The 20,059-nt window shown below is 66.4% G+C and carries 16 protein-coding genes and 5 tRNA genes; 1 reads left to right on the top strand and 20 read right to left on the bottom strand.

Annotated elements, in window-relative coordinates:
* Nucleotides 1-237, bottom strand: a complete 237-nt coding sequence (locus ACULPM_RS04355; RefSeq protein WP_075279237.1) for a phosphopantetheine-binding protein — start codon at nucleotides 235-237, stop codon at nucleotides 1-3.
* Between the two features lie 59 nt (nucleotides 238-296).
* Nucleotides 297-1,256, bottom strand: coding sequence for a 3-oxoacyl-ACP synthase III family protein (locus tag ACULPM_RS04360; protein WP_167930856.1), 960 nt, complete (start codon nucleotides 1,254-1,256; stop codon nucleotides 297-299).
* Nucleotides 1,257-1,435: 179 nt separating this feature from the next.
* On the opposite strand from ACULPM_RS04360, the gene ACULPM_RS04365 reads away from it, so the two are divergent.
* Nucleotides 1,436-2,155, top strand: coding sequence for a biotin--[acetyl-CoA-carboxylase] ligase (locus ACULPM_RS04365; RefSeq protein ID WP_167930855.1), 720 nt, complete (start codon nucleotides 1,436-1,438; stop codon nucleotides 2,153-2,155).
* 386 nt (nucleotides 2,156-2,541) lie between these two features.
* On the opposite strand, the gene ACULPM_RS04370 is transcribed toward ACULPM_RS04365, so the two are convergent.
* The 18 genes from ACULPM_RS04370 to ACULPM_RS04455 form a co-directional block, all read right to left on the bottom strand.
* Nucleotides 2,542-6,963, bottom strand: a complete 4,422-nt coding sequence (locus ACULPM_RS04370) for a DNA-directed RNA polymerase subunit beta' (protein WP_445331191.1) — start codon at nucleotides 6,961-6,963, stop codon at nucleotides 2,542-2,544.
* A 5-nt stretch (nucleotides 6,964-6,968) separates the two neighbouring features.
* On the bottom strand, nucleotides 6,969-10,487 hold the full coding sequence (gene rpoB / locus ACULPM_RS04375) for a DNA-directed RNA polymerase subunit beta (RefSeq protein ID WP_445331192.1): 3,519 nt from the start codon (nucleotides 10,485-10,487) through the stop codon (nucleotides 6,969-6,971).
* Between the two features lie 572 nt (nucleotides 10,488-11,059).
* A complete protein-coding gene (rplL, locus tag ACULPM_RS04380) occupies nucleotides 11,060-11,440 on the bottom strand; it encodes a 50S ribosomal protein L7/L12 (RefSeq protein WP_075279228.1) in 381 nt (126 codons plus the stop codon).
* 96 nt (nucleotides 11,441-11,536) lie between these two features.
* Nucleotides 11,537-12,058 carry a 50S ribosomal protein L10 gene (gene rplJ, locus ACULPM_RS04385; RefSeq protein WP_445331224.1) on the bottom strand — a complete coding sequence of 174 codons (522 nt, stop codon included), beginning with the start codon at nucleotides 12,056-12,058 and terminating at the stop codon, nucleotides 11,537-11,539.
* A 279-nt stretch (nucleotides 12,059-12,337) separates the two neighbouring features.
* Entirely contained in the window at nucleotides 12,338-13,045 is a 708-nt protein-coding gene (gene rplA, locus ACULPM_RS04390) for a 50S ribosomal protein L1 (protein WP_075279226.1), read from the bottom strand.
* A gap of 121 nt (nucleotides 13,046-13,166) precedes the next feature.
* On the bottom strand, nucleotides 13,167-13,595 hold the full coding sequence (rplK, locus tag ACULPM_RS04395; RefSeq protein WP_075279225.1) for a 50S ribosomal protein L11: 429 nt from the start codon (nucleotides 13,593-13,595) through the stop codon (nucleotides 13,167-13,169).
* A 92-nt stretch (nucleotides 13,596-13,687) separates the two neighbouring features.
* Nucleotides 13,688-14,236: a transcription termination/antitermination protein NusG gene (gene nusG / locus ACULPM_RS04400; RefSeq protein ID WP_445331193.1), complete on the bottom strand. Its 549-nt coding sequence runs from the start codon at nucleotides 14,234-14,236 to the stop codon at nucleotides 13,688-13,690.
* A 2-nt stretch (nucleotides 14,237-14,238) separates the two neighbouring features.
* A complete protein-coding gene (secE, locus tag ACULPM_RS04405; protein ID WP_445331194.1) occupies nucleotides 14,239-14,628 on the bottom strand; it encodes a preprotein translocase subunit SecE in 390 nt (129 codons plus the stop codon).
* A gap of 70 nt (nucleotides 14,629-14,698) precedes the next feature.
* Nucleotides 14,699-14,774: transfer RNA gene (locus ACULPM_RS04410), tRNA-Trp, on the bottom strand.
* Nucleotides 14,775-14,793: 19 nt separating this feature from the next.
* Nucleotides 14,794-14,943: a 50S ribosomal protein L33 gene (gene rpmG, locus ACULPM_RS04415; RefSeq protein ID WP_075279222.1), complete on the bottom strand. Its 150-nt coding sequence runs from the start codon at nucleotides 14,941-14,943 to the stop codon at nucleotides 14,794-14,796.
* 205 nt (nucleotides 14,944-15,148) lie between these two features.
* The gene (gene tuf / locus ACULPM_RS04420) at nucleotides 15,149-16,354 is read right to left on the bottom strand and encodes an elongation factor Tu (protein WP_167930847.1); all 1,206 of its coding nucleotides are present in this window, start codon (nucleotides 16,352-16,354) and stop codon (nucleotides 15,149-15,151) included.
* 92 nt (nucleotides 16,355-16,446) lie between these two features.
* A tRNA-Met gene (locus tag ACULPM_RS04425) sits at nucleotides 16,447-16,523 on the bottom strand.
* Between the two features lie 27 nt (nucleotides 16,524-16,550).
* A tRNA-Thr gene (locus ACULPM_RS04430) sits at nucleotides 16,551-16,626 on the bottom strand.
* A gap of 3 nt (nucleotides 16,627-16,629) precedes the next feature.
* Nucleotides 16,630-16,713: transfer RNA gene (locus ACULPM_RS04435), tRNA-Tyr, on the bottom strand.
* Nucleotides 16,714-16,920: 207 nt separating this feature from the next.
* Nucleotides 16,921-16,995, bottom strand: a tRNA-Thr gene (locus ACULPM_RS04440).
* Between the two features lie 280 nt (nucleotides 16,996-17,275).
* Nucleotides 17,276-17,815 carry an NYN domain-containing protein gene (locus ACULPM_RS04445; protein ID WP_445331195.1) on the bottom strand — a complete coding sequence of 180 codons (540 nt, stop codon included), beginning with the start codon at nucleotides 17,813-17,815 and terminating at the stop codon, nucleotides 17,276-17,278.
* Nucleotides 17,808-18,731: a 23S rRNA (guanosine(2251)-2'-O)-methyltransferase RlmB gene (gene rlmB, locus ACULPM_RS04450; RefSeq protein WP_445331196.1), complete on the bottom strand. Its 924-nt coding sequence runs from the start codon at nucleotides 18,729-18,731 to the stop codon at nucleotides 17,808-17,810. The genes ACULPM_RS04445 and rlmB overlap by 8 nt, the downstream gene beginning before the upstream one ends.
* Nucleotides 18,732-18,775: 44 nt before the next feature.
* Nucleotides 18,776-20,032: an ATP-binding protein gene (locus ACULPM_RS04455; RefSeq protein WP_167930844.1), complete on the bottom strand. Its 1,257-nt coding sequence runs from the start codon at nucleotides 20,030-20,032 to the stop codon at nucleotides 18,776-18,778.
* Nucleotides 20,033-20,059: the final 27 nt, after the last annotated feature.

The raw sequence follows: 20,059 nt of genomic DNA on the forward strand, positions 1-20,059 counted from the left end.
CTAGTTCTCCAGGAGGGCGTCGACCATCTCGACGAACTCGCCGATGGTGGTGGGGTTGGACTCGGCGTCGATCTCGATGCCGAACTCGTCCTCGCAGGCCATAACGGCCTCGACGGTGGCCAGGCTGTCCAGGCCGACCTCGGCGAGCGTGGTCTCGGCGGTGAGCTCGACGTCATCGAGGCCGCCCTGCTCGCGGACGATCGCGCAGACGCGGTCGAAGGTGCTCTGATCTGCCATGGTGTTCTCCTTTGTTCCGTGCGCCCGGTCGGGCGCGCCAATGGACGAATATGTGCGACCTACTCCCAGCGGAGCAGGCAGGCACCCGTATCGAGGCCGGCCCCAAAGCCCACGAGGGCGACGAGCTGTCCGGCCTTGAGCTGGCCGGAGCGGACGAGCCGGTCGAGGGCGAGCGGCACGCACGCGCTCGAGATGTTGCCGGTCTCCGCAAGCGAGCGCACGACCTTCTCGTCATCGAGGCCCAGGCGGGCGACGGCTGACGACAGGATGCGCTCGTTGGCCTGATGGAAGACGAAGTGGTCGATGTCCTCGACGGCCACGCCCGCCTCGCGCGCGAGCTCGGTCACCGAGGTGCAGATGGCGTTCACGCCGAACTTGAAGACGCGGCGCCCCTCCATGGAGAGGGTGTTGGCGGGATGCTCGGTCGCGTCGTAGGGCGAGCTGCCCCCGATGCCGGGCACGTGGAGGATCTCCACGGACGGCTCCGTCTCGAGCCGCATGGCGAGCGGGTTCTGGCCGCCCGCGGACAGAACCGCCGCGGCGGCCCCGTCACCGAAGAGGACGCACGTGGCGCGGTCCTCCCAGTCCACGAGGCGGCTCATCTTCTCCGCCGCAACGACGAGCACGCGCTCCGCGCGGCCGCGCGCGAAGTAGCCGTCCGCGACGTCGAGGGCAAAGACGAAGCCCGCGCAGGCCGCCGACACGTCGAAGGCCGGGCAGGTCGCGCCGAGGCGCTCGGCGATGGCGCAGGCCTCGGCGGGGATGAGGTGGTCGCCGCTCGTGGTGGAGCAGATGATGAGGTCAAGCTGGTCGGGCGTGACGCCGGCCGCCTCGAGGGCGCCGCGGCTCGCCTCGCACGCGAGGTCGTCGAGCGACTCGGAGGTGCAGATGCGGCGGCTCCTGATGCCGGTCCGGGGGAAGATCCACTCGTCAGAGGTATCCAGGAACTCCGAGAGGTCGTCGTTGGTGACGGAGCGCGCCGGAAGCGCCGAGCCCGTTCCCAGAATGCGGAATCCCATCTTCTCGCCTCCTGCCTCGCTCTGTTGTTAACGCGTCAACATCTCTTTGGTAGGCTAGCAATATAGACGATGACGCTGCGTCGTCATTCCCCCACCCCGCTATTTTGCCACGATACCTCCACACGCGTGTGTACCATTTGAGCACCTGCCGCAAACGGGGGAAACGACCGGGAGAGCGTATGGAAAACGAAACCGAGATTCGCGTGGTCGACGAGGTTGGCTCCACGAACGACGAGGCGCTTTCCCTTGGCCGGGCCGGCGCGGCGCACGGGTCCGCAATCGCCGCGCGACGCCAGATTGCGGGGCGCGGGCGGCGCGGGCACGCGTGGGAGTCGCCCGAGGGCAACCTCTACCTCTCCGTCGTGCTGCGGCCCGCCGTAAGCCCCGCACGCCTCCCCGGCCTTGCCGCCGCCTGCGGGCTGGGCGTGACGGACGTCCTGCGTGGCACGCAGCTCAAGTGGCCCAACGACGTCCTCGCTCGCGGGCGCAAGCTGGCCGGGATCCTCGTCGAGACCGCGCGCGATGACGCCGGGCGGACGTTCGCCGTCTGCGGCGTGGGCGTCAACGTGGGACGGGCGCCGCGTGACCTGCCCGCGATCTCCTTGGCCGAGCTGGGGGGCGCGCCGTCCTTCTCGGCCCTCGCCGAGGCGCTGCGGGGCGAGGTCGTCCGACGGGTCGACGCATGGGCCGCCGCACCCGGCGACCGGCCGCTCGACGGGATTCGCGAGGACTACCTCGCCCGCCTCGCCTGGCTCGGCAACGAGGTCCGCGTGCTCGCGGGCGACGGAGAGGCCGCGCTCTCATGCGGCACGTTCGAGACCGTCGACCCCTGGGGACGCGCCGTCGTGGACGGCACCGCGTATGCGGCCGAGCTCTCCTCCCTGCGCCCGCTCGCCTAGCGCGTCCACCTCCGCCTGTCCGCGCGCTGCCGATTTGGGGGTCATGGCAATTCTCGCGCGCGGGGCGTTGCGCTGATGGGGGTCATGGCAGTGATTGGGCTGCCATGACCCCCTTCCGTGCAACAGGGCGAGAAGAACGCCCAGTTGACGCCCCGCGCCGATTGCCACGACCCCCATCCGCGCAACGCCCCGGCTCCAGCCGCTGCCACAACCCCGAAACCCGCAACGCCCCAAGCGGAGCCCCAGCCCCGCACGTTGCGGTCGGCGACCTTCGGCCCACACGACACGGGGCGGCCCGGTTCTTCTCGCCCGGCGACTTCTGCGCGCAGCGCAGTGAGCCGGAGAGAAGAACCGGGCCGCCCCCTCAGGTGCGATGGGACGAGCGCCTACTCCTCGGTCTCCTGGCGGACCACCTGGGAGAGGAGGTCGTCGAGGGAGCCAAGGTCCTCGTTGATGATGCCCGAGTCGCTGGACGGGGCCTCCGAGCCGCCGATCAGCTCGTCGTCATCGAAGTGGTGCGTCGAGGGCGCGGCGGTGCCGAGCATGATGTCGGCGTCCGCGTCCGGCGAGAAGACCATGTTGAGGAGCTGGGAGAGGTCCTCGCTGTCAGCCTCGGAGTCATCGGGCTCCAGGATGTAGAGCAGGCCGCGGGCCTCGAGGCCGTCGCGGAGCTCCTCGATCGCCTTGGCGCCGATGCCGTCGATGCGCAGCAGGTCGTCCTCGGTCTTGCCGATGAGGTCGCCCACGGTCTCGATGCCCACCTCGCTGAACTTGTTGGTCCAGCGCTGCGAGACGCCGAGGTCGTCGAAGAGGTAGAGCTTGGCGTCCTCGCTGGAGAGCGTGCGGCCGTTCTTGGAGTACACGCCGCCGAAGCCGTAGTCGTCGCCGACCCAGTCGAGCTGCTTGGGCAGCTGCTCCTCGATGTCCTTGAGCTCGTCGGGCGCCCACTCCGGCAGGCTCTTGGCGAGCGGCGAGGTGGGACCGTCGATCTTGGTGCCGTGGTAGGTGAGCTCCACGTTGTTGTAGGCGGAGAGGCCGGTGCCGGCGGGGATCTGCTTGCCCACGATGACGTTGGACTTGAGGTCGAGCAGGTGGTCGATGTCGCCCTCGATGGCGGCCTCGGTGAGGACGCCGGCGGTGCGGATGAACGACGCGCTCGAGAGCCAGGAGTCGATGCTCGAGGCGACCTTGAGCGTACCGAGGATGACGGGCTCGGCCTCGGGCGGGGTGCCACCGGCCAGCGTCACGTTGCGCACGGTGTCGGCGAACACGTAGCGGTCAACGTACTGGCCGAGCAGGTACTGGGAGTCGCCCGGGTTGGTCACCTGGACGCGGCGCAGCATCTGGCGAGCAATGACCTCGATGTGCTTGTCGTTGAGGTCGACGCCCTGGGAGGTGTAGACGTCCTTGACCGACTCGACGAAGGTGTGCATCGTCGACTCGATGTCCGTCAGGCGGCGCAGCTTGCGGAAGTTGACGAAGCCGCGGGTGATCTGGTCGCCGGCGCGGACCACGACGCCGTCCTCGACGTCCGGCATGAAGCGCACGGACGCGGGCACGCGCCACTCCTCGATGATGCGGCTCGGGTCCTCCGTGTCGACGATGCGCAGGAGGTACTCGGTCTGCTCGGGGGTGATGCGCAGGGTGCCGGAGACGGGCGCGAGGTCGGCCTCGCGGCCGAGGATCTTCTCGTTGACGTTGCCGACGACGTCGAACATGCGGGCGACCGTGGGAAGGCCCTGCGTAATGTCGTCAGCGCCCGCGACGCCGCCGGAGTGAATGGTGCGCATCGTGAGCTGGGTGCCCGGCTCGCCGATGGACTGGGCGGCGATGACGCCGACCGCGGTGCCGATGTTGACCGGGCGACGGGTGGAGAGGTCCCAGCCGTAGCACTTCTGGCAGACGCCGTACTTGGACTTGCAGGTGAGCAGCGCACGAAGCTCAACGCGCTTGAGGCCGTGCTCGACGAGCATCTCAAGGTCGGCCTTGGACTCGATGTAGCCGTCCTTGGCGATGAGCACCTCGCCGGTGGCGGGGTCGACGATGTCATTGAGCGCGCAGCGGCCCACGAGGTCGGTGTCCACGGAGGTCTGGCCTGGCTTGATCAGCGGGTAGGTGACGCCCTCGTCGGTGCCGCAGTCCTCCTCGCGGACGATGACGTCCTGGGCCACGTCGACGAGACGACGGGTCAGGTAGCCGGAGTCGGAGGTGTGCGACGCGGTGTCGACGAGGCCCTTGCGGGCGCCGTAGGTGGAGATGAAGTACTCGAGTGGCTCGAGGCCCTCGCGGAAGTTGGCCTTGATCGGCAGGTCGATCGTGTCACCGGACATGTCCGCCATGAGGCCGCGCATGCCGGCGAGCTGACGCAGCTGCGTCTTGGAGCCACGGGCGCCGGAGTCGGCCATCATGTAGATGGGGTTGTCCTCGGCGAAGCCCGCGAGCATCTCGGTGGCGAGGAGGTCGGTGCACTCGGTCCACGCGTTGACGACCTCGGTGTGACGCTCCACCTCGGAGAGGAAGCCGTCCTCGTAGTACTCGTTGATCTCGTCGACGCGGCCCTGCGCCTCCTCGAGGAGCTGGGGCTTGTCGGCCGGGATCGTGGCGTCCCACACGGAGACGGTGAGGCCCGCGAGCGTGGCGTAGTGGAAGCCGGTCTCCTTGATGGCGTCGAGGATCGGCTCGACATCGGCCGTGGTGTAGCGGTCGCAGCAGTCGTTGACCAGCGCGCCGATGTCGCTCTTCACCATCTTGTAGTTGATGAAGGGGTAGTCGGCCGGCAGGCACTGACGGTTGAAGATGATGCGGCCCGGCGTGGTCTCGAAGCGCGCGGTGTGCTCGGTGACGTCGAAGTCCTCGTACTGGCCCTTGGCGGTGAGCACGCGGAAGATCTTGCGGTCGCCCTCGACGACGTTGGCGTCGGCGGCGGAGACGCGCACGATGACCGGCTCCTGGATGCCCAGGCCGCGCTTCATGTCGATGGCGAGAAGGGCGTCGTCGAAGTCGGCGAAGACCTGGGTCTCGTCGTTCTTCTCGCCCGTCTCGGTGGTGAGGTAGTAGGCGCCGAAGACCATGTCCTGGGACGGCACGGTCAGCACCTTGCCGGAGGCCGGCGAGCGCAGGTTGTTGGAGGACAGCATGAGGACGCGGGCCTCGGTCTGCGCCTGCGTGGAGAGCGGCACGTGCACGGACATCTGGTCGCCGTCGAAGTCGGCGTTGAAGGGGGCGCACACGAGCGGGTGCAGGTGGATGGCCTTGCCCTCAACGAGAACCGGCTCGAAGGCCTGGATGGAGAGGCGGTGCAGCGTAGGGGCGCGGTTGAGCAGGACCAGGCGATCCTGGACGACCTCCTCGAGCACGTCCCAGACGGCCGGCAGCTGGCGGTCGATCGCGCGCTTGGCGCCCTTGATGTTCTCCACCTTGCCGAGCTCGACGAGGCGGCGCATCACGAACGGCTTGAAGAGCTCGAGGGCCATCTGCGTGGGCAGGCCGCACTGGTGCAGCTTCAGCTTGGGGTCGACGACGATGACCGAGCGGCCGGAGTAGTCGACGCGCTTGCCGAGCAGGTTCTGGCGGAAGCGGCCCTGCTTGCCCTTGAGGGCCTCGGCGAGCGACTTCAGCGGACGCCCGCCGCGCCCGGTGACGGGGCGGCCGCGACGGCCGTTGTCGAAGAGCGCGTCCACGGACTCCTGGAGCATGCGCTTCTCGTTGTTGACGATGATCGCCGGGGCGTCGAGGTCGAGCAGGCGCTTCAGGCGGTTGTTGCGGTTGATCACGCGACGGTAGAGGTCGTTCAGGTCAGACGCCGCGAAGCGGCCGCCGTCGAGCTGCACCATCGGGCGCAGGTCGGGCGGGATGACCGGGATGACGTCGAGGATCATGTTGGCCGGGTCGTTGCCGCCCTTGAGGAAGGCGTCGACGATCTCCAGGCGCTTGATGGCCTTCTCGCGCTTCTGCTTCTGGGCGTCCTCGGAGGCGATGATCTGGCGCAGGGTCTGGGCCTCGGACTCGAGGTCGATGCCGCGCAGCAGCTCGCGCACGGCCTCGGCGCCCATGCCGCCCTTGAAGTAGATGCCGTAGTAGCGCTTGAGCTCGGAGAAGAGGCTCTCGTCGGAGATGAGCTCGCGCTCCTCGAGCTGCATGAACTTCTCGTAGGCGTCGCGGCGGAGCGCCTTCTCCTCCTCGTACTCCTCCTCGAGGTCGGCGATGCCGGCGCGGATCTCGTCGGCCGAGAGCGGCTCGATGTCGCTGAACTCGTCGTCGGAGGCCTCGCCCTGCTCCTTCAGGCGCTCGATCTGCTCGTCGCGCTCGGCGTCGAGCTCCTCGAGGTCGGCGGCCAGCTCCTCCTTGAGGTCGTCGGCGTCGGCCTCGCGGGCCTCGGTGTCGACGTTGGTGATGATGTAGCTGGCGAAGTACAGGACCTTCTCGAGGTCCTTGCTCTTGATGTCGAGCAGGCGCGCGAGCGGGAAGCTCGTGGGGCTCTTGAAGTACCAGATGTGGCTCACGGGGGCCGCGAGCTCGATGTGGCCCATGCGCTCGCGGCGCACCTTGGCCGTGGTCACCTCAACGCCGCAGCGCTCGCAGACGATGCCGCGGAAGCGGATGCCCTTGTACTTGCCGCAGGCGCACTCCCAGTCCTTGGTGGGGCCGAAGATCTTCTCGCAGAACAGGCCGTCCTTCTCGGGCTTGAGGGTGCGGTAGTTGATGGTCTCGGGCTTCTTGACCTCGCCCTGCGACCAGCTGCGGATGCGGTCGGCAGAGGCAAGGGAGATCTTGATGGCGTCGAAGTCGGTGGTGTCGAAGTCTGCCACAGTCGCTACTCCTTATCGCTCTTCACGTCGCCAGCGAGAACGGCGTCGGCGTTGTCGAGGTCATCGTCCGAGCCGATGAGGTCATCGGCGGGCGCCATGTCGGCGAAGACGTCCACGGCGCTCTCGGCAGCGGCCTCCTCCTGCTCCTGGGCGGCGCGGTCGGCGCGCTTCTTGTAGGAGATGGGCTCGATGTCGAGGGCCAGGGAGCGGATCTCCTTGACGAGGACCTTGAAGGACTCCGGGATGCCGGCGGACGGCACGTTCTCGCCCTTGACGATGGACTCGTAGGTCTTGACGCGGCCGTTGGTGTCGTCGGACTTGACGGTGAGGATCTCCTGGAGGACGTTGGCCGCGCCGTAGGCGTAGAGGGCCCACACCTCCATCTCGCCGAAGCGCTGGCCGCCGAACTGGGCCTTGCCGCCGAGCGGCTGCTGGGTGACGAGGCTGTAGGGGCCGGTCGAGCGCGCGTGGATCTTGTCGTCGACCATGTGGCCGAGCTTCAGGATGTAGCTCGTGCCCACGGTGATCGGGCTCGCGAAGGGCTCGCCGGTGCGGCCGTCGTAGAGGGTGGTCTTGCCGAGCTCGTTCAGCTGCGGGACGAACTCCTCGCGCATGTGCTCGCCGTAGTCCATGCGGGCCTTGTTCATGAGGTTGATGTTCGTGCGGCGCAGGAGCTCCGCGACCTCCTCGTCGGTGGCGCCGTCGAAGACGGGCGTGGCCACGTTGATCGGGCCGGGCACGTAGCGCTCGGAGTTCTCCGACTCGTCATCCCAGCCGTGGGCGGCGCCCCAGCCGAGGTGGCACTCGAGGAGCTGGCCGACGTTCATACGGGACGGGACGCCCAGCGGGTCGAGAAGGACGTCGACGGGCGTGCCGTCGGCCATGTAGGGCATGTCCTCCACGGGCAGGACGTTGCAGACGACGCCCTTGTTGCCGTGGCGGCCGGCGATCTTGTCGCCCTGCTGGATCTTGCGGCGCTGCGCGACGAAGACGCGGACGAGCTCGTTGACGCCCGGCGGGAGGTCGTCGCCGGCCTCGCGGCTGAAGCGGACCACGTCCACGACGCGGCCGTAGGCGCCGTGCGGCATCTTGAGGGAGGTGTCGCGCACGTCGTGGGCCTTGGCGCCGAAGATGGCGCGGAGCAGGCGCTCCTCGGCCGTGAGGGCCGTCTCGCCCTTGGGCGTGACCTTGCCCACGAGGATGTCGCCAGGGCCGACCTCGGCGCCGATGCGGATGATGCCGTCATCGTCGAGGTTGGCGAGCATGTCCTCGGAGAGGTTGGGGATCTCGCGGGTGATCTCCTCGGGGCCGAGCTTGGTGTCGCGGGCGTCGATCTCGTGGCGGGAGATGCTCACCGAGGTGAGGAGGTCCTCCTGCACGACGCGCTCGGAGACGATGATGCCGTCCTCGTAGTTGAAGCCCTCCCACGGCATGTAGGCCACGGTGAGGTTGGCGCCGAGGGCGAGCTCGGAGTGGTCGATCGAGGTGCCGTCGGCGAGCGGCTGGCCCGCCTCGACCTTCTCGCCCGCGTGCACGATCGGGCGGTGGTTGATGCACGTGGACTGGTTGGAGCGCTCGTACTTGGGGAGGTCGTAGCGCTCGGAGCCGTACTCGTCGGAGTAGACGACCACGTGGGCGGCGTCGACCTCGGAGACGGTGCCGGCGTGCGCGGCGCGGATGAGCTCGCCGGAGTCGAGCGCGGCGCGCTCCTCCATGCCGGTGCCGACGAACGGGGCGTGCGCCTTGATCAGGGGCACGGCCTGACGCTGCATGTTGGCGCCCATGAGGGTACGCTTGGCGTCGTCGTGCTCGAGGAACGGGATGAGGTTGGCGGCCACGGAGAGCAGCTGGCGCGGGGAGACGTCCATGTAGTCGACGTCCTCGACGGCGACCTGCGCAGGAGCGCCGAAGGAGCCGTCGAAGTCGCGGGTGCGGGCGATGACGCGCTCGGGGTGCGTCACGTTACCGTGGGAGTCGACCTCCACGAACTCGCCGGTCTTGGGGTCGAACGGCGTGTTGGCGGGGGCGATGTTGTGCACCTCCTCCTCGTCGGCCGTCATCCAGTCGATCTTGTCGGTGACCTTGCCGTCCTCGACGCGACGGTACGGCGACTCGATGAAGCCGTACTCGTTGACGTGGGCGTAGAGGGCGAGCGAGCCGATGAGGCCGATGTTCGGGCCCTCGGGGGTCTCGATCGGGCACATGCGGGAGTAGTGCGAGTTGTGGACGTCGCGGACGGCCGTCGGCACGTTGGTGCGGCGGCTGGAGCCGGACTTGTGGCCGGCGAGGCCGCCCGGGCCGAGCGCCGAGAGGCGGCGCTTGTGGGTGAGGCCGGCCAGCGGGTTGGCCTGGTCCATGAACTGCGAGAGCTGCGAGGAGCCGAAGAACTCCTTGATGGCCGCCACGATCGGGCGGATGTTGATCAGGCTCTGCGGCGTGATATCGTCAACGTCCTGGGACGCCATGCGCTCGCGCACGACGCGCTCCATGCGGCTCATGCCGATGCGGAACTGGTTCTGGACCAGCTCGCCCACGGTGCGGACGCGGCGGTTGCCGAAGTGGTCGATGTCGTCGAGGCGCTTGGTGGTGTCACCGGCGTGGAGGGCCAGCAGATAGCGCAGGGACTCGACGATGTCCTCCTGCGTGAGCACGCGGGCGGAGGACTCGAGGTCGAGGCCGAGCTTCTTGTTGACCTTGTAGCGGCCGACGCGAGCGAGGTCGTAGCGCTGCTCGTTGAAGTAGAGGCCGTCGATGAGCGAGCGGGCGGAGTCCACGGTGGGGGGCTCGCCGGGGCGCTGGCGACGGTAGATCTCGAGCAGGGCGTCCTCGCGGGTGGTGGCGGTGTCGCGCTCGAGCGTGTTGCGCACGACGTCGGAGTCGCCGAGGAGCGAGAGGATCTCGTCGTCCGTCTCGGCGATGCCGAGGGCGCGCAGGAACATCGTCGCGGACTGGCGGCGCTTGCGGTCGATGGAGACCACGAGGTGGCCGCGCTTGTCGACCTCGAACTCGAGCCAGGCGCCGCGGGCGGGGATGAACTGCGCCTTGTGGACGCGCACGCCGTTGTCCATCTCGGAGGCGAAGTACACGCCCGGGGAGCGGACGAGCTGGGAGACCACGACGCGCTCGGTGCCGTTGATCACGAAGGTGCCGCGCTCGGTCATGAGCGGGAAGTCGCCCATGAAGACGAGCTGCTCCTTCATCTCGCCGGTCTCCTTGTTGACGAAGCGCACGTCAACGAAGAGGGGGGCCTGGTAGGAGATGTCCTTCGCGCGGCACTCGGCGATGGTGTGCGCCGGATCGCCGAACTGGTGGTCACCAAAGGTGACCTGCAGGGTGTGCGCGGAGTTCTCGATCGGGGAGAACTCGGCGAAGGACTCGGCAAGCCCCTCCCCCATGAACCGCTCGAAGGACTCCTTCTGAACGGAGATGAGGTTCGGCAGCTCCATCGCCGGGGCGATCTTGCTGAAGGTCTTGCGTCCGGTCGTTCCTTGTGGTTTGGTAAGAGCAGTCTTTGCGGTAGACACCAGGCTTTTCCTCCTTCAAAAAGGGTGGAAGGCGGCAATTGTCGCAACGTAATAAGTTACCGAAACCACCTGGCATGGTCAATGAAAAGTCTTGACTTGGCTACCGTTTTCGAGTAGGTTTTCGCAGATACCCCTTTGAGCTGCATAAACGCGATGACGAGAAGAACCTCGATGTGAAGGTTCGGTGTTTGCCCGCCGCTCGACGTTCTTCTCGCCGTCAGCGGGCCCTCTCGTCGTGCCTGCCGACCGGCCGTGGCCCGCGGCGGCCCGCCCCCATCCTCCCCCGTTGGCAAATCTGGGGTTATGGCAATCTCGCCGCGTTCGGCGTTGCCCAATCCGGGGTCGTGGCAGCAATCGGCCTGCCACGACCCCGGATTGGGCAACATGCCAAGAAGAACTCCCTGTTGGCGCCTCGTCCTGGTTGCCATAAGCCCCAAAACGCCAACGCCGCCGGCCCGGAAATTGCCACAACCCCCAACCGCGCAACGCGTGCGGCGCGCTCACGAGAAAGGGGCCGGACCCGAAGGTCCGACCCCTTGTCTGCGCTGAGCGCGTAACCCGAGTAAGCGAACTTACTTGAGGGTGACGGTGGCGCCGGCCTCCTCGAGCTGCTTCTTGGCGGCCTCGGCGTCCTCCTTCTTGGCGCCCTCGAGAACGGCCTTCGGGGCGCTCTCGACGACCTCCTTGGCCTCCTTGAGGCCGAGGCTGGTCAGGGCACGGACGACCTTGATGACGGCGATCTTGTTGTCGCCGAAGCCCTCGAGCACGACGTCGAAGTTGGTCTTCTCCTCCTCCTCGGCAGCGGCGGCGGCCGGAGCGGCGGCCACGGCGGCGACGGGGGCGGCGGCGGAGACGCCGAAGGTCTCCTCGATGGCCTTGACGAGCTCGGAAGCCTCGAGCAGGGTCATCTCCTTGAGGGCGTCAATGATCTCCTCAGTGGTAAGCTTAGCCATTTCTGTTTCCTTTCGGTCCCGTGCGGCGTGCACGGATTGCTTTTGCGTGTGCGGGGCTGACGCCCCGGGTGCGCGGCGTGATGCCGCAGGTTGCCGCTAGGCGGCCTGCTTCTGCTCGGAGACAGCGTTGACGGAGCGCGCGAGGCCAGCGGGGACCTCCTTGACGCACACGGCGATGTCGCGGGCGAAGCCGCTGATGAGACCAGCGATCTGAGCCATGAGCTGCTCGCGGTTGGGCAGGTCGGCGTAGGCCTTGGCCTCGTCGGCAGTAAGGGCCTTGCCGTCGGTGATGGCGCCGACGAACGCCATCTTCTTGAGCTTCTCGGACTGCTCCTTGATGACCTTGGCGGCATCGACGGGGTCCTTCTCATAGAAGACGTAGGCGCAGGTGCCGGCGAGCGCGTCGTCGATGTTGGGCAGCCCGGCGTTCTCGAGCGCGAGCTTGACGATGTTGTTCTTGTACACCTTCATCTCGGCGCCCGCCTCGCGCAGCGCGCGACGAACCTCCTGGGTCTCCTTGACGGAGAGGCCACGGTAGTCGACGACGAACACGCCCTGGGAGGACTCCAGCGAGTGGGAGACCTTCTCGAGCATCTCGACATTGGACTTGGACGGCATGTAGTACACCTCCTTCTCTCTGCGGTCGGGCATGCCGCCGACGCGGGCGGGCCTTCCGCATGAGAAGACCCCGTTCGGCACAGCCAAAGCGGGGTCCTCGAAGATGCTATCTCTGAGACCACCTCGGCAGGCGGGTTACCCCTTTGAGCCTTGCGGCACCGGCTGTCTTTGGCAGCGGACATGCGATGTTCTTCACACAGGACGGGCGTCCTGCGCGTGACATTCTGTCACGACGCCGGACGCCCGTCAAGCAGACACAGGAACTTCAAACGAGAAGAACTACTCCTCCATGAGGTTGCGGGTCTTGGTGGAGTCGACCTTGATGCCAGGGCCCATCGTGGTGGAGACGACGACGGACTTGACGTACTTGCCCTTGGCGCTGGACGGCTTCACGCGGAGCAGCTCGTTGATGAGCGCGCCGTAGTTCTCGACGAGCTTCTGGGTGTCGAAGGACACCTTGCCCATCGGGACGTGGCAGATGCCGTAGCGGTCGGCGCGGTACTCGACGCGGCCGGCCTTGAGCTCGCCGACCATCTTGGCGACGTCCATGGTGACGGTGCCGAGCTTGGGGTTCGGCATGAGGCCGCGGGGGCCGAGGATCTTGCCGAGGCGGCCGACCTTGCCCATCATGTTGGGCGTGGCGATGGCGGCGTCGAAGTTCAGCTCGCCGGCCTGGACCTGGGCCACGAGATCGTCGGAGCCGATGACGTCGGCGCCGGCGGCCTCGGCCTCGCGGGCCTTCTCGCCCTCGGCGAAGACGGCGACGCGCACGGTCTTGCCGGTGCCGTGGGGCAGCGCGATGGAGCCGCGGACGTTCTGGTCGGCCTTGCGGGTGTCGACGCCGAGGCGGACGTGAACCTCGACGGTCTCGTCGAACTTGGCGGGGGCGAGCTCCTTGGCGAGCTCCATGGCCTCCTTCGGGGAGTAGAGCTTGGTGCTCTCGACCTTCTCCGCGGCGGCCTTGTAGTTCTTTCCGTGCTTAGGCATGTTGCTACCTCCTGTGGTCAACGGGCTTCTTGCCCTCCCACATCGTGCGTGCAAAGGGGACAGTCCCTTTTGCACGGTGAAAGCGTGCAAAAGGGACTGTCCCCTTTGCACGCACGAAACGCTACTCGGCGATGGTGACGCCCATGGAGCGGGCGGTGCCGGCGACGATCTTCTTGGCGGCCTCGATGTCGTTGGCGTTGAGGTCCGGCATCTTGATCTCGGCGATCTTGGTGAGCTGCTCCTGGGTGAGCTGGCCGACCTTGTCGCGCTGGGGCACGCCGGAGCCGCTCTTGAGGCCGAGCTCCTTCTTGATGAGCTGCGCCGCGGGCGGGGTCTTGCAGACGAAGTCGAAGGAGCGATCCTCGTAGACGGTGATCTCGACGGGGATGATGTCACCCTGCTTGTCCTGCGTGGCGGCGTTGAAGGCCTGGCAGAACTGCATGATGTTGACCTGGGCGGCGCCGAGAGCGGGGCCGACGGGAGGCGCGGGGTTGGCCGCACCGGCCGGAATCTGGAGCTTGATGAAGGCAGTGACCTTCTTCTTTGCCATGGTTCTTCTCCTTGAAGACGTGTCGGGTCGTACTATGTGTGCGCCGCGTCCGAGAAGCTATCCTCACCGATACCGGACGGGCGGGAACTCCGCTAGGCGATGACGGAGATCTGGTCGAGCGTGAGCTCGACGGGGGTCTCGCGGCCAAAGATGGTGAGCATGACCTTGACCTTGCCGGACTCGGGCATGACCTCGGAGATCTGGCCGTCGAAGTCGGCGAGCGGGCCGGAGAGCACGTGGACCGCCTGGCCGACCTCGAGGTTGGTGGCGACGCGCTTGGGAACGGCCGCGGTAGTGCCGCGAGAGCCGCCGCGACGCATGATCTTGTCGAACTCGTCGCGACGAAGCGGCGTCGGCTTGCCGTCCAGCCCAACGAACCCGGTCACGCCCGGGGTGTTGCGCACCACGGCCCAGGTGTTGTCATCAACCTCCATGCGGACGAGGACGTAGCTCGGGAAGACCTTGGACTCCTTGGTCTCGCGCTTGCCGCCGTCCTTGATCTCCGTGACCTCCTCGGTCGGGATCTGGATGTCGACGACCTTGTCCTCGAGGCCATAGGTCTCGATGCGGTGCTCAAGGTCAGCCTTGACCTTGTTCTCGTAACCAGAGTAGGTGTGAATCACGTACCAACGCTTAGCCATGCCTACCCCCTGAGACCAGTGAAGCCGATAAGAGCGGCGACGATGCCGGAGTCAACGAGCCAAATGACGATGCCAAAGACGATGAGCATGGCGATGATGGCCACCGAGCAGCTCATGAGCTCGTCGCGAGAGGGCCACACCACGCGGCGCATCTCGGAGCGGACGTCGCCGAGGTAGTTCCGCAGGCGACGGAAGAGGCCGGGCTTCTTGTCCGACTTCTTCTCGTCCTTCTTTGCGGGCTTCTTCTCGGCCTTGACGACCTCCTTGGCCGGCTTCTTGCCGTCGGAGCCGGCAGAACCCTGCGCAGAGGCGGCCTGGGCGGCCTCGACGCGGGCGCGCTCCTCGGCACGGGCCTTGCGGACGCTCCTCTTGTTACGGTCCTTGTTCGCCATCCGTCGACTCCTAGAAACGGGCCTTACATGGAAACCGGCTATCCCCGAAGGGAAAGCCGGTGGTGAAATCTGGCAGGCCAGGAAGGACTCGAACCCTCAACAAACGGTTTTGGAGACCGCCGCTCTACCATTGGAGCTACTGGCCTGTGATGAAAACCCACCTAGTTAGCGGGTCTCCCTGTGAAGCGTGTGCTTCTTGCACCACGGGCAGTACTTCTTGAGCTGCATACGGTCCGGGTTGTTGGACTTGTTCTTGTCCGTGGTGTAGTTGCGGCGCTTGCACTCGGTGCACGCGAGGGTAACTAGAGTACGCATTGATCCTCCTGAAGAGCTTCTCGTTGGAGGGAGTTTCCCTCGAACGCGGTGCGGTGGTAAACACTACCAGTACCGCAGCCATTCTGTCAACCTCGCACGAGGCGAGAAGAACGAATCACAAAACCGTCAAATATCTTGGCGGATTCGAGCGAAAAAAGGACCCGGTACCAGAGGGTACCGGGTCCAAGAGTCTCTTCCTGGGAAGTTACTCGATGATGGTGGAGATACGGCCGTCGCCGACGGTGTGGCCGCCCTCACGGATGGCGAACTTGTCGCCCTGCTCCATGGCGATGGCGTGGATGAGCTCGGCGGTGATGGTCACGTGGTCGCCCGGCATGGCCATCTCGACCTTGGTGCCGTTGGAGTCGGTGAGCTCCTGGATGTCGCCCGTGATGTCCGTGGTGCGGAAGTAGAACTGCGGACGATAGCCGGCGAAGAACGGGGTGTGACGGCCGCCCTCCTCCTTGGTCAGGACGTAGATCTCACCGGTGAACTTCTTGTGCGGGTCAACGGAGCCCGGCTTGCAGATGACCTGGCCGCGCTCGATGTCCTCGCGCTTGATGCCGCGGAGGAGGATGCCGACGTTGTCACCAGCCTCGCAGAAGTCCATGGTCTTGCGGAACATCTCGATGCCGGTGGCAACGGAGGTCTGCTTCTCACGGATGCCGACGATCTCGACGGGGTCGTTGAGCTTGAGCTGGCCACGCTCGACACGACCGGTGGCGACGGTGCCGCGGCCGGAGATGGTCATGACGTCCTCGATGGCCATCAGGAACGGCTTGTCGTTGTCACGCGGCGGGGTCGGGATGTACTCGTCGACGGCGTGCATGAGCTCGATGATGGAGTCGACCCACTTCTGCTCGCCGTTGAGGGCGCCGAGGCCGGAGCCACGGATGATGGGGAGGTCGTCTCCGGGGAAGCCGTACTCGGAGAGGAGGTCACGGGTCTCCATCTCAACGAGGTCGATGAGCTCCTCGTCGTCAACCATGTCGCACTTGTTCAGGAAGACGATGATGTAGGGGACGCCGACCTGACGGGCGAGAAGGATGTGCTCGCGGGTCTGGGCCATGGGGCCGTCGGTGGCGGCGATGACCAGGATTGCGCCGTCCATCTGAGCAGCGCCGGAAATCATGTTCTTGATGTAGTCGGCGTGGCCCGGGCAGTCGACGTGAGCGTAGTGGCGCTCCCAAGTCTCGTACTCGATGTGGGCAACGTTAATGGTGATGCCGCGCTGACGCTCCTCGGGAGCCTTGTCGATGTTCTCGAAGGCGGTGTAGTCGGCCTTGCAGCCCTCGGTCTCAGAGAGGACCTTGGTGATGGCCGCGGTCGTGGTGGTCTTGCCGTGGTCGACGTGACCAATCGTACCGATGTTTACGTGGGGCTTAGAACGATCGAACTTCTCCTTGGCCATTGCCATCCTCCTTTTGGAACCAACCTGTTCGGCCATCCCGTAGTGCTAACGCGTTCTTATGGTAAGCGGCGCCGAAGCGCCGCTAAGAACTCTGGTACCGGTGACTGGACTCGAACCAGTGACATCGCGGGTATGAGCCGCGTGCTCTAACCAACTGAGCTACACCGGCGTGGTGCCGTACGACTGAAAGAGGGAATGGAGCCCGCGACCGGATTTGAACCGGTGACCTCTTCGTTACCAACGAAGTGCTCTACCGACTGAGCTACACGGGCGGATGGTGGGGATGCTTGGACTCGAACCAAGGAACCCAGAGGGAGCGGATTTACAGTCCGCCGCAGTTGCCGCTGTGCCACATCCCCATTCCGTTTTCAGCCACCCACAAGGCGCTTTCTCCCCTGCGAGCGGAAGATAGATTACGCCGGAGAAAAAAACTTGTCAACGTATACCCCGTAGCCGGGCGTCTCTATACTCACGAGTTGCACACATCCGCAGGTCAGAATGGTCCTTCGTGGCGCTTTATACGCAACGAGGCCGCAGCGCATGACGCAACGGCCTCGAATCTTTTCTGGAGCCGGCAGAGGGAGTCGAACCCCCAACCCACGGTTTACAAAACCGTTGCTCTGCCATTGAGCCATGCCGGCGTGTCAGTACATGATAGCGAGTTGGTCGTGCGGCGAGAAGTGCGTTCTTCTCGCCGCCGCCTTTGCGTACCCCGGCCGGCACTCATGAGTGCCGGCCCGGGAGTGCGGGCTGAGGCGACGGCCCAGGGCATCGAGTGCCGGCTCTTTCCTGGCGTTTGGCGAGAAGTGCCGGCCGGCAGAGGGCGTTGTGCCCGCACTTATGAGTGCCGGCTGGAAGTGCGGGCTGGGAGTGCCGGCTGAATGCGCCGGCGGGCCCAGGGAGAAGGGCGCCGGGAGAGCCTCACCCGCGCAGGAGGCGCCAGAGCTTCTCGCGGGCGGCCGGGTCGATGCGGTCCTCCAGGCGCATGTGCTGCGTCTGGCGCTCGGCGTTGGCCTGCTCGTACTCCGCGGTCAGCTGGTTCACGTCAGCAACGAGGACGTCGCTCGAAATTCGCGTCACGGGCACGCCGCCCACCGTCGCGCGGATCGTGCGGTCCGAGGTCACCACGGTCACCGCCCGCGGCAGCAGGCGCTGCTCGGTCACGATCCGCTCTATGACCGCGTCTGCGGACTCGCCGGTACGCGAGAAGACCATGCGCACGCCGGCCTTGGAGAGGTCGGGCCGCTCCGGGGAGACGTTTCCGGCCGCGTCGAACACGATCACCGGCTCGTAGCGCCCCTTGGCATAGGCCGCCACGTCGGCGACGAGCAGGTCGCGGGCCTGCTCGAAGGGGTCGCCCGCAACGGTCTCGTCCATGCGGGCGAGATAGCGAGCCGACTTGAAGATCACGTTGTAGCCGTCCACCACGAGCAGCTCGCGGGAGCCCTCCGGGCTAGGCATCCGCCCCACCCGTCTCGACGCGCCGCAGCCACTCGTAGCAGAGCACGGTCGTGGCCTGGGCGACGTTCAGCGACTCCACGCGGCCGCGCTGCGGAAGACGGCAGGCAAAGTCGCACTTCTCGGCAACCAGGCGCGAGATGCCCTCTCCCTCGGAGCCCATGACCAGGGCCAGGCGACCGCCCACGGGCGCGTGCCAGACGTCCTGCTCGGCATGCTCGGTCGCGGCGCAGGCCCAAAATCCCGCGGCCTGGAGCTCCTCGATGGCACGGGCGAGATTGGGCACCTGCGCGATGGGCAGGTGCATGACGGCGCCGGCGGAGGTCTTGTACGCGCCCACGCCAACGGAGGCGCTCCTCGCCTTGGCCACGACGACGCCCGCCGCGCCCACGACCTCGGCCGTGCGCACGATGGCGCCGAAGTTGCCCTGGTCGGTCACGTGGTCGAGCACCACCACGAGGGCGTCGCCCTCCCCCGCCGCGGAGATCACGTCGGAGAGCTCGGCATACTCAAAGGGGCGCGTGCGCACCACGACGCCCTGGTGCGCGCCGTGGCTCGACAGCGCGTCAAGCCGGCCGCGCGGCACCCGCTCCACGGGGACGCCGGCATCCTCCAGGCGTGCGGCGATCCTCTCGAGCGCCTGGTCGCGCTCGCCGGAGCGCTCCTGCACGAGGGCGCTCCTCAGCGGCATGCCGCACCCGAGCGCCTCCTCGACGGCGCGGCGCCCCTCGATGAGGTCGCCCCTGTCGCGGAGCTGCGGGCCGCGCCGCGCCGCGCCCGGAAACGGGCGAGGCCCGCGGCCCTTCTCGCCCCGCGTGGCCCTGCCCTTGGGCCCACCTGGGCGAGGCGCCTGCGCGCGCCCCTTGCCCTTGCCGCCGCGGACGTCGCGGCCCGGCGTGCGTGACTGGTTCTTTGCCATACGACTCTCCCCTTGCTTTGTTTAGCCAGTATACCGGGCCCACGTCACCCGACGCGACGATACTTCAGCCCCCTGCCCGCGCCAATCGTCTCCACGAGCCCAAGAGCAATCAGACGCTTGAGGATTCCCCGGAGCTTTGAGCGACTAAAACTCACGCTCTTCTCAAGCTCTCCGGTCGCCATGGCCCGCACGGGACTGAGCAGATCGTATACGAGCCTCTGATCGCCCTCCAGTCCGTTATCCTCCTTGACGAAGGGCAAGGTCACCGTTATCGAATTCTCAGCGACAGCAAACGTCGGCTTTGCAACGCTGCCCTCATACGCCTCCTTGATCCTGATGACCCCCGTACCAAAGGCCTCGATGATGCCCAGCCGGTAGAACACGTTGGCAAGGATGGGATTACGCATGATGGAGACCCTGCCGAAGAGGTACTCCTCCTCGGATATGCCCGCTGGAAGCCCGCCCGGAGATGAGACCTCCACGCGGTCGGGGTGCATCGACACGCGAACCCGCGCCGCAACGTCCCACGTCCTGTGAACGACCGCGTTTGCGAGCGCCTCGCGGAACGCCTGGACGGGAACCGTTTCGACCAGCCTGCGATGGACCCCCTCAACCCGTTCGTAGCAATATGCGTCCCTGAAGAGCCCTGCCACGTCATCAAACTCCGCCAGGAGAGACGCGCCTTCATAGGTCGCGCGCTTGAGTATCACGCTGATGTCCTCGCCAAAGCGTGCGACATCGATTCCGGGGAACGCGCTTCGATCGGCGAGAATCGCCGCGGCGTTGTTGTAGGTTCCCGACGGGGAGAGAAGGCTGAGCGTCTTGAGCGTGTCGGAGTTAAAACTCGCAAGACCCAGCTCCTCCTGCATCGCCGCCCCAAGTCGAGCGAACGTAAGATCCTGGTCCTCTGACGGGAGCTGCTCGAAGCTCAGATTGCTGCCGGCAAGGGTGAGGCGCGTCAGTTCCGTACGATCGACCTCGACCGTCGCGCTATCTGCGCGCTTGTAAGCCTTCGCACGATAGAGATAAGGCGTTGCGGCACCCGGCATGACCTTGAGCTCGACCGTCGAGGTGAGCGCGCGTATCGTGAGCTCAAACTCCGGAATGGGCGCGATGGAGTCGTTGATGCGGTTCTCTATGTCGAGACACGCCCGCGTGGGGTCTTGAAGACCAACCGGCGTCCCGTCATCAGCGATGCCGAAGTAGACCGTCCCGCCACCGTAGTTCGCAAACGCAGAAACAGTTTTGAGGAACGAGTTGCTCACGGACGCCTTGAACTCAACGGTTTTCGACTCTCGCATTTCATCCCCCTCTCTCGTTTGCCCACA

It is taken from the genome of Thermophilibacter sp. ZX-H3, from assembly GCF_052599055.1.

Excerpts from the sequence above, each read along its gene's own strand:
- ACULPM_RS04355 (WP_075279237.1), bottom strand. The coding sequence starts at position 237 with ATGGCAGATCAGAGCACCTTCGACCGCGTCTGCGCGATCGTCCGCGAG.
- ACULPM_RS04360 (WP_167930856.1), bottom strand. The coding sequence starts at position 1,256 with ATGGGATTCCGCATTCTGGGAACGGGCTCGGCGCTTCCGGCGCGCTCC.
- ACULPM_RS04365 (WP_167930855.1), top strand. The coding sequence starts at position 1,436 with ATGGAAAACGAAACCGAGATTCGCGTGGTCGACGAGGTTGGCTCCACG.
- rplL (WP_075279228.1), bottom strand. The coding sequence starts at position 11,440 with ATGGCTAAGCTTACCACTGAGGAGATCATTGACGCCCTCAAGGAGATG.
- rplJ (WP_445331224.1), bottom strand. The coding sequence starts at position 12,058 with ATGCCGTCCAAGTCCAATGTCGAGATGCTCGAGAAGGTCTCCCACTCG.
- rplA (WP_075279226.1), bottom strand. The coding sequence starts at position 13,045 with ATGCCTAAGCACGGAAAGAACTACAAGGCCGCCGCGGAGAAGGTCGAG.
- rplK (WP_075279225.1), bottom strand. The coding sequence starts at position 13,595 with ATGGCAAAGAAGAAGGTCACTGCCTTCATCAAGCTCCAGATTCCGGCC.
- nusG (WP_445331193.1), bottom strand. The coding sequence starts at position 14,236 with ATGGCTAAGCGTTGGTACGTGATTCACACCTACTCTGGTTACGAGAAC.
- secE (WP_445331194.1), bottom strand. The coding sequence starts at position 14,628 with ATGGCGAACAAGGACCGTAACAAGAGGAGCGTCCGCAAGGCCCGTGCC.
- rpmG (WP_075279222.1), bottom strand. The coding sequence starts at position 14,943 with ATGCGTACTCTAGTTACCCTCGCGTGCACCGAGTGCAAGCGCCGCAAC.
- tuf (WP_167930847.1), bottom strand. The coding sequence starts at position 16,354 with ATGGCCAAGGAGAAGTTCGATCGTTCTAAGCCCCACGTAAACATCGGT.
- ACULPM_RS04445 (WP_445331195.1), bottom strand. The coding sequence starts at position 17,815 with ATGCCTAGCCCGGAGGGCTCCCGCGAGCTGCTCGTGGTGGACGGCTAC.
- rlmB (WP_445331196.1), bottom strand. The coding sequence starts at position 18,731 with ATGGCAAAGAACCAGTCACGCACGCCGGGCCGCGACGTCCGCGGCGGC.
- ACULPM_RS04455 (WP_167930844.1), bottom strand. The coding sequence starts at position 20,032 with ATGCGAGAGTCGAAAACCGTTGAGTTCAAGGCGTCCGTGAGCAACTCG.